Source organism: Thermus sp. NMX2.A1 (assembly GCF_000511705.1).
GTDB lineage: Bacteria > Deinococcota > Deinococci > Deinococcales > Thermaceae > Thermus > Thermus scotoductus.
On record NZ_ATNI01000094.1, the window covers coordinates 1 to 5,170 of the forward strand.

13 protein-coding genes are annotated in these 5,170 nt (G+C 68.6%); 5 read left to right on the forward strand and 8 right to left on the reverse strand.

The features are described 5' to 3' along the window. Both TNMX_RS10825 and TNMX_RS13040 read left to right on the forward strand, forming a co-directional pair. A partial coding sequence (locus TNMX_RS10825) for a hypothetical protein (RefSeq protein WP_038032120.1) occupies positions 1-273 on the forward strand: 273 nt, incomplete at its 5' end. A gap of 17 nt (positions 274-290) precedes the next feature. Continuing rightward, the gene (locus TNMX_RS13040; protein WP_038032123.1) at positions 291-818 is read left to right on the forward strand and encodes a hypothetical protein; all 528 of its coding nucleotides are present in this window, start codon (positions 291-293) and stop codon (positions 816-818) included. On the opposite strand, the gene TNMX_RS12915 is transcribed toward TNMX_RS13040, so the two are convergent. Beyond that, positions 781-957, reverse strand: coding sequence for a hypothetical protein (locus tag TNMX_RS12915; RefSeq protein WP_156919457.1), 177 nt, complete (start codon positions 955-957; stop codon positions 781-783). The two genes, TNMX_RS13040 and TNMX_RS12915, sit on opposite strands and share 38 nt — an antisense overlap. A gap of 39 nt (positions 958-996) precedes the next feature. Between TNMX_RS12915 and TNMX_RS10835 the strand changes: the two genes are divergently transcribed. From TNMX_RS10835 to TNMX_RS10845, 3 genes are all read left to right on the forward strand, one after another. After that, positions 997-1,500 carry a hypothetical protein gene (locus TNMX_RS10835; RefSeq protein ID WP_038032126.1) on the forward strand — a complete coding sequence of 168 codons (504 nt, stop codon included), beginning with the start codon at positions 997-999 and terminating at the stop codon, positions 1,498-1,500. Between the two features lie 273 nt (positions 1,501-1,773). Further along, the gene (locus tag TNMX_RS10840; protein WP_156919458.1) at positions 1,774-2,073 is read left to right on the forward strand and encodes a hypothetical protein; all 300 of its coding nucleotides are present in this window, start codon (positions 1,774-1,776) and stop codon (positions 2,071-2,073) included. Continuing rightward, entirely contained in the window at positions 2,070-2,297 is a 228-nt protein-coding gene (locus tag TNMX_RS10845) for a hypothetical protein (RefSeq protein ID WP_038032132.1), read from the forward strand. Before TNMX_RS10840 ends, TNMX_RS10845 begins: the two co-directional genes overlap by 4 nt. A 642-nt stretch (positions 2,298-2,939) precedes the next feature. Here the strand turns inward: TNMX_RS10845 and TNMX_RS10850 are convergent. From TNMX_RS10850 to TNMX_RS13045, 7 genes are all read right to left on the reverse strand, one after another. Continuing rightward, entirely contained in the window at positions 2,940-3,455 is a 516-nt protein-coding gene (locus TNMX_RS10850) for a Rad52/Rad22 family DNA repair protein (RefSeq protein WP_038032135.1), read from the reverse strand. A 51-nt stretch (positions 3,456-3,506) separates the two neighbouring features. Continuing rightward, on the reverse strand, positions 3,507-3,722 hold the full coding sequence (locus tag TNMX_RS10855; RefSeq protein ID WP_038032137.1) for a hypothetical protein: 216 nt from the start codon (positions 3,720-3,722) through the stop codon (positions 3,507-3,509). 2 nt (positions 3,723-3,724) lie between these two features. Continuing rightward, the gene (locus tag TNMX_RS12920) at positions 3,725-3,889 is read right to left on the reverse strand and encodes a hypothetical protein (protein ID WP_156919459.1); all 165 of its coding nucleotides are present in this window, start codon (positions 3,887-3,889) and stop codon (positions 3,725-3,727) included. A 31-nt stretch (positions 3,890-3,920) separates the two neighbouring features. Continuing rightward, positions 3,921-4,109, reverse strand: coding sequence for a hypothetical protein (locus tag TNMX_RS10860; protein WP_038032139.1), 189 nt, complete (start codon positions 4,107-4,109; stop codon positions 3,921-3,923). Next, positions 4,106-4,264 carry a hypothetical protein gene (locus TNMX_RS12925; protein WP_156919460.1) on the reverse strand — a complete coding sequence of 53 codons (159 nt, stop codon included), beginning with the start codon at positions 4,262-4,264 and terminating at the stop codon, positions 4,106-4,108. The genes TNMX_RS10860 and TNMX_RS12925 overlap by 4 nt, the downstream gene beginning before the upstream one ends. Before the next feature lie 60 nt (positions 4,265-4,324). Beyond that, a complete protein-coding gene (locus TNMX_RS10865; protein ID WP_038032141.1) occupies positions 4,325-4,621 on the reverse strand; it encodes an SWIM zinc finger family protein in 297 nt (98 codons plus the stop codon). Between the two features lie 117 nt (positions 4,622-4,738). Then, a partial coding sequence (locus tag TNMX_RS13045) for a hypothetical protein (RefSeq protein WP_038032143.1) occupies positions 4,739-5,170 on the reverse strand: 432 nt, incomplete at its 5' end.

A 5,170-nucleotide genomic window follows, 5' to 3' on the forward strand; every position in this document is an offset into this window, starting at 1 on the left:
AACATTAACATCAAGGAGGTGAAGACGCTGAAAGAGGCCATGAAAGCTCTAGGGCTCAAGGTGCTCTCGGGCACCGAGGGCGTCTCCCTGTGGTGGGAGGAGGTGCCCGTGGGGGTGGCCTTCCAGGAGGGAAAGCGAGCCTGGGCCAGGGTCCTTCCCCTCGGAGGGGGAGGCGTGGTCCACCTGGAGGCCACCGGGGAGGACGAGGAGGCCGCCGCCAGACGGCTCGCAGGTCTGGTGGCCGAGGCCCTGGGCCTTCTGGTGAGGGCCTAGGGATGAGGAGGATGACGATGAGGCTTGTGCTGGACCGGAATAGCTTGGAGGTCGAGGTCTACATGGAGGGCGACAGCCTCCCCGCCTTCTGGCTCGCCCCCTACGAGCCGGGGGAGAAGGTGGGGGAGGACGAGGAGGTGATGGAGGCCCCCGACTGGGTGGCGGAGGAGGTGGGGGAGGACTACCCCCTCACCAAGCGGGAGGCGGCGAGGCGGATCAGGAGGCGGATCGCCGAGGCCTCCGAGGAGGAGGTGGCGGCCATGGCCCGCTTCCTCGGCCTCGACCTCCTCGAGGGCTCGGGCTGGGTGGAGGGCCTCGCCCTCCCGGGCTTTCCGCCCCTCAAGGGGCGGCGGGGGCACCTGGCGGCCAACCTGGTGGACGCCGTCTACGTGGAGTCCCCGCCCGGGGAGAGCTACCGCCCCGTGGAGGCGGGAAGCCTGGAGAGCGTCCTGGCGGGGCTTCTGGTCCTAGGAAAGCCCGTTCCCCACGTGGGGAATAAGTTTTCCACTAACGCCCGGCCTTCCTCGCCGCCCACAGGGCCCTGAGCTTGCGGGACACCCTCCGGTCCACCTCGAGGAGGAGGTCGAAGAGGAAGAGGGCCAGGGGGCGGGAGAAGAGGGCGGCAAAGACCCCTACGAGAAAGCCGGAGAGGAAGCCGAGGTTGTAAGCGCCCTCCAGGTCCATGCGAACATTGTAGTAGGGAGGGCAACGAGGAGGTGAACCGTGCTGGTAGAGATGGTCCTAGAGGACATCCGAAGGAGGGGTCTCCCTGAGGAGGCCCGCGACATGCTGGTCAAGCTCTACGCCTACGCCGTGGCCGGGAAGGCCCCGGTGAAGCCCAGGAGCCTCCGAGAAGAGGAGGAGAGGCTACCGGAGAAGCCCCACGAGAAGGTGCCGAAGTGGGTGCGGCTCGCCGTGGCCCGGGAGCTCCCGGGGATCCTGGTGGAGGTCCCCTACCGCCTCCTCGGGGGAAGGGAGAAGGACTTTTCCCCGGAAGAGGAGGAGCGGGTGCTCCGGCTCCTGGGCAAGGGGCTCACCCCCTTCCAGATCGCCGTGCTCTTCCTCTGGGAGGAGTACACCGAAAGCGGCCTCCCGTGGGAGGCCCTGGAGGAAGCCGCCCTCGCCAGGCTAGGCGAGGAGGCCGCGTGGAAGCTCCTCCTGGAGGAGGCCCGGGAGAGGCTGCAGGCGAAGGGGCTCGCGCCCAAGGAGAAGAGGTTCCTCGCCTAGAAGGAGAGGCCGACGGGCGCGTCCTCCACCAGGCCCTGGCCCTCCCCTCCGAGGAAGACCTCGAGGCCCGGGCAGAGGGCGAAGGGCCTACCATAGCTCCATGAAGCCCGGCGAGAAAGTCCTCATACCCCCCCACCTCACCCGGGGGAAGGGGCTCCGGGGAGTGGGCGTGTGGGAGGGAGGAGGGCGGGGCTGGAAGGAGGCTCCTCCTTCCCCTCGCCCAGGCGCACTTCGGGGTGGAGCGGGTAGAGACCGTCCTGGAAAGGAGGAGGGATGCTGGCCTGTAGTCCTGGATGGACACCAACGGAAGTGGTGGTCTTCGCCGGTAGCCTCTCGGCCAACCTGGTCCTGCTCTGGGCTCTCTCCGAGAGGAGGCCCACCTCTCCCAGAAAGCTCCTGGGAGGCCTCCTCGCCCTCGGGGGGCTCTTCGTCCTAGCCTTCACCCTCCCTTGCCAGACCCGAGGGGACTTCGTGTCCTTCCTGCCCGAAGAAGAGGCCAGGCTCCTCCTGGCCGTGGGGTGGGCGGGGTTCCTCCTCGGCCTTTTGCTCTTCCTCGGAAGGAGGAAGGGGTGAGGAAGCCCCCCACGCCGAAGCAGTTGCGGTACATCCGGTGGCTGGGGAAGAGGCTCGGGATGACGGAAGGGGAGCTCCTCGACTACGCCAATCGCTTTCTGAGCGAGGAGACCGGAAGAAGGGTGGAGGCAGAGGACTTTTCTGACCTGGCCCGAGAGGAAGCGGCGGCCCTCATCGGCCACCTCCTGGGCCTGGAGAGCTACTTGGAAAACGACAGGGGTTAGAAAGGGCCTAGAGGGCTTTGGGGATGGGGGGAGGGTGTAGAAGTCCTGGGCGTTCTTACCCAGGAACCGCCGCCTTTCCCCCTCTTCCTGGGTAAGACGCGCGCCCCCGAACCCTTCGCCCCCGTGCTATCCTCAAGACGGCCCTTCCGGGGCGCCTCTCCAGCGGTGGCGGAGTCGCCCCCCTCCTCTGGAGGAGAAGGGAGGGTCCCCCTAGGGGAAGCTCGGTAGCACCCAGGGGGCTAAGGGCGGGGAAGGGAGTCGCCCCCGTGGAAGTACCCGCGTCCACCGCTTTCTTGCGCCTCCGGTCCTCTCCCGGAGAGCGCCGCTGGGAGAGGCGGGGCGTGGCGGCCACGGGCCTCATCGTGGCGGCAGAGGCCAGCCATATGGCCAGCCACGGCGTGCTCCCGGCCGCACGGGGGAGCGGGGCACCCCAAAACCGGGGTGCCCCGTTTTTGCGTCAGGAACGGGCCTCTCTATCTTCGCGAAATCTCACTTTCGCGAAGGAAGCTGGGCCGCTTGCCCCCACCCCCTCTTTTCTGGAAAGGGACAGGCCCTAAAAAGCTCCTAAAGGCCCCTCGAGGGGAAGGCCCATGTCTTTCCCAGGACCAAGCATAGGGGGGCGGAGGGACCCGCCCCCCATAGCTAGCGCTTGACGCTCTCCCCCCGCTCGTTCAGGCGGATCACCTCGGGCAGGGGCTTCCCCTGGGCCACTGCCTCGGGGAGCTTGCTCAAGCGCTCCAGCACCGCCTTGGGGATGTAGCGGTGCTCCCCCTCGATGAGGATACGGGGGTAGCGGTAGAGCTCCCGTCCGATCCCCCAGGCCACCGCCGCCCGCTTGAGGGCCCCGGAAATGCCCCCCTTGAAGGGCTCCATGTCCGTGGCCCCTGCGCCATCCTGCTTCTCTATCCACTCCCCGGTTTCCGGGTTCTTGATAGCGATGGCGGCGATCACCCCGTGCTCGTTCCCCACCTGGGCCGGGGTGTAGCGCACCTGCCACCCGAAGGGACCGAAGGCCTCGTCCAGGCGGCTCATCACCGCCCGGGCATCGATGAAGGGGGCGATGGTGGTGGTGCCGCCCTTGGAGGAGATGATCTTCCACTCGATCTCCTCCGCCGAGAGGGGCCTCGTGAGCCGTGCCAGAGCCTCTTGCGCCTGCATCTTCACCTCCTTGCGCCTTAGGGCCGGGGGGGCCTGAGCCCCCCCAAGCCCCTACTCCGCCTCCTGCAAGGCCATCAGCAGCTGCCCCTTCGCCTCGAGCTCCAGGGCCAGGAGCCGGAAAGCCCTTTCCGCCTCCTCCGGGGTGGGGAAGTTCACCCAGGTGTGCACGCTCCCGTCCAGGCCGTAGAACTCCAAGGTGTCCTTGAGGAGGCGGATCCTCTCCGTGGCCGCCAGGTTGACGATGGCTTTCCCGGTTTTCGCAAACACGCTTACCTCCTTCCCGCCCAAACCAGCACTGCCCCGCCCAGGGCCAGGAGGGCAAAAAGAAGGCCCGCCTCCGGCGTGGGGAAGGGGGCCTCTCCCCGCCAAGCCCTCAAGGCGGGAACGCCGATGGCCGTAGCCAGGGCCAAGATGCCTACCAGGAGGTTCTTCATCCTTCACCTCCTGGACCTTCCCGGGGGGCCGCTAGGCCCCCCCGTCCTCCTCCTCAAAGAGGGAGAGGGGCCAGGGGAGCTTTCCCCGCCACTCCCCGTGAGGCCAGTCCTCCTCGGAAGGGGGCTTGAGGATGCCGAGCTCCTCCAGGGCCCCCACCAGGAGGGTCATGACCAGAAGGGGCCCGCCCAAGAGGGCCATGAGGATCAGGAACTCCATCATCCCCTTCCCTCCAGTTCCCTCAGGACCCGGCGCATCCGCCCACGCCGCCGCAAGCGGAGGACCTCGTGTACCTCGAGGCCCATCCAGGGGGGAAGCCCTTCCCCCTTTCGCCGGGCCGCCATCTCCAAGGCCGCAAGCCTTCCCCGCAAGCTCATAGGGCACCTCCGCAAAAGGAAAGGGCCCGGGGTTTGGCCCCGGGCCGCCTTCCCCCTCCTTCAGGCCACGGGCCGCTCCCCGGGCCGGGCCTCCTCCCTCCTGTCCTGCCCTTCCCGCCACAGGTGCACCACCACCGCCAGGAGGTGCTTGCAGGGGCGGGTCTTGCCCGAGGTCCAGGCGGGGCAGGTGCAGGTTTCCTCCTCGAGGTCCACCAGGTAGTGGCCCCGCCCCTCCTGGCTTTCCACCACAAACACCTGGGGCCTGCCCACCACGGGGTGGACCTTGCCCGCCTCCACCAGGGCCAGGGCCCGCTCCAGCTTCCCCAGAAAGCCGAACATGCGCTCCTTCAGGGCCATGGGGCCTCCTTTCGCCCAAGGCCGCGGGGCCGCAAGGCCCCCCAGTCCGGGTTCTTAGCTACATAGCTCCTGCACAAGTGGAGCTTGTAGCTAAGACTGCCTCCCCTGGGCCCAGCCTCATTCCGCCTCCTTTGGGTCCAGGAAAGCCAAGAAAGCTTGGCCCTCTCCGTACAGGAAGCCCCCCAGCACCGCCCAGCGGCGGCCCACTAGGGCCACCTCCAAGTCCACCCCTGCCCAGGCCTCTTCCCCGAGGGCTTGGGCGGCCTCGAGGAGGGCCTCCAGGGGTGAGGCCAGGAGCACCGGCTCGTGGGGCCCTGGGCGGAGGGGGGCCAGGGGGCCCTGGGCCTTCCCCAAGGCCGGGCCCCAGAGGAAGAGGGCTGGGCCGAGCCGCCTTCCCTCGAGGCCCACCCGCATCCCGCCCCTGGCCCTGCGGGCGGCCCGCACCAGGATCCGCCGGGCGGCTTCGGGCAGGAGGAGGTAGCCCCCAGGCTCCAAGGGGCCCTCAGGGTCCACGGGCACCGCCAGGGTGCCGGGCCGCAGGGGTTTGCT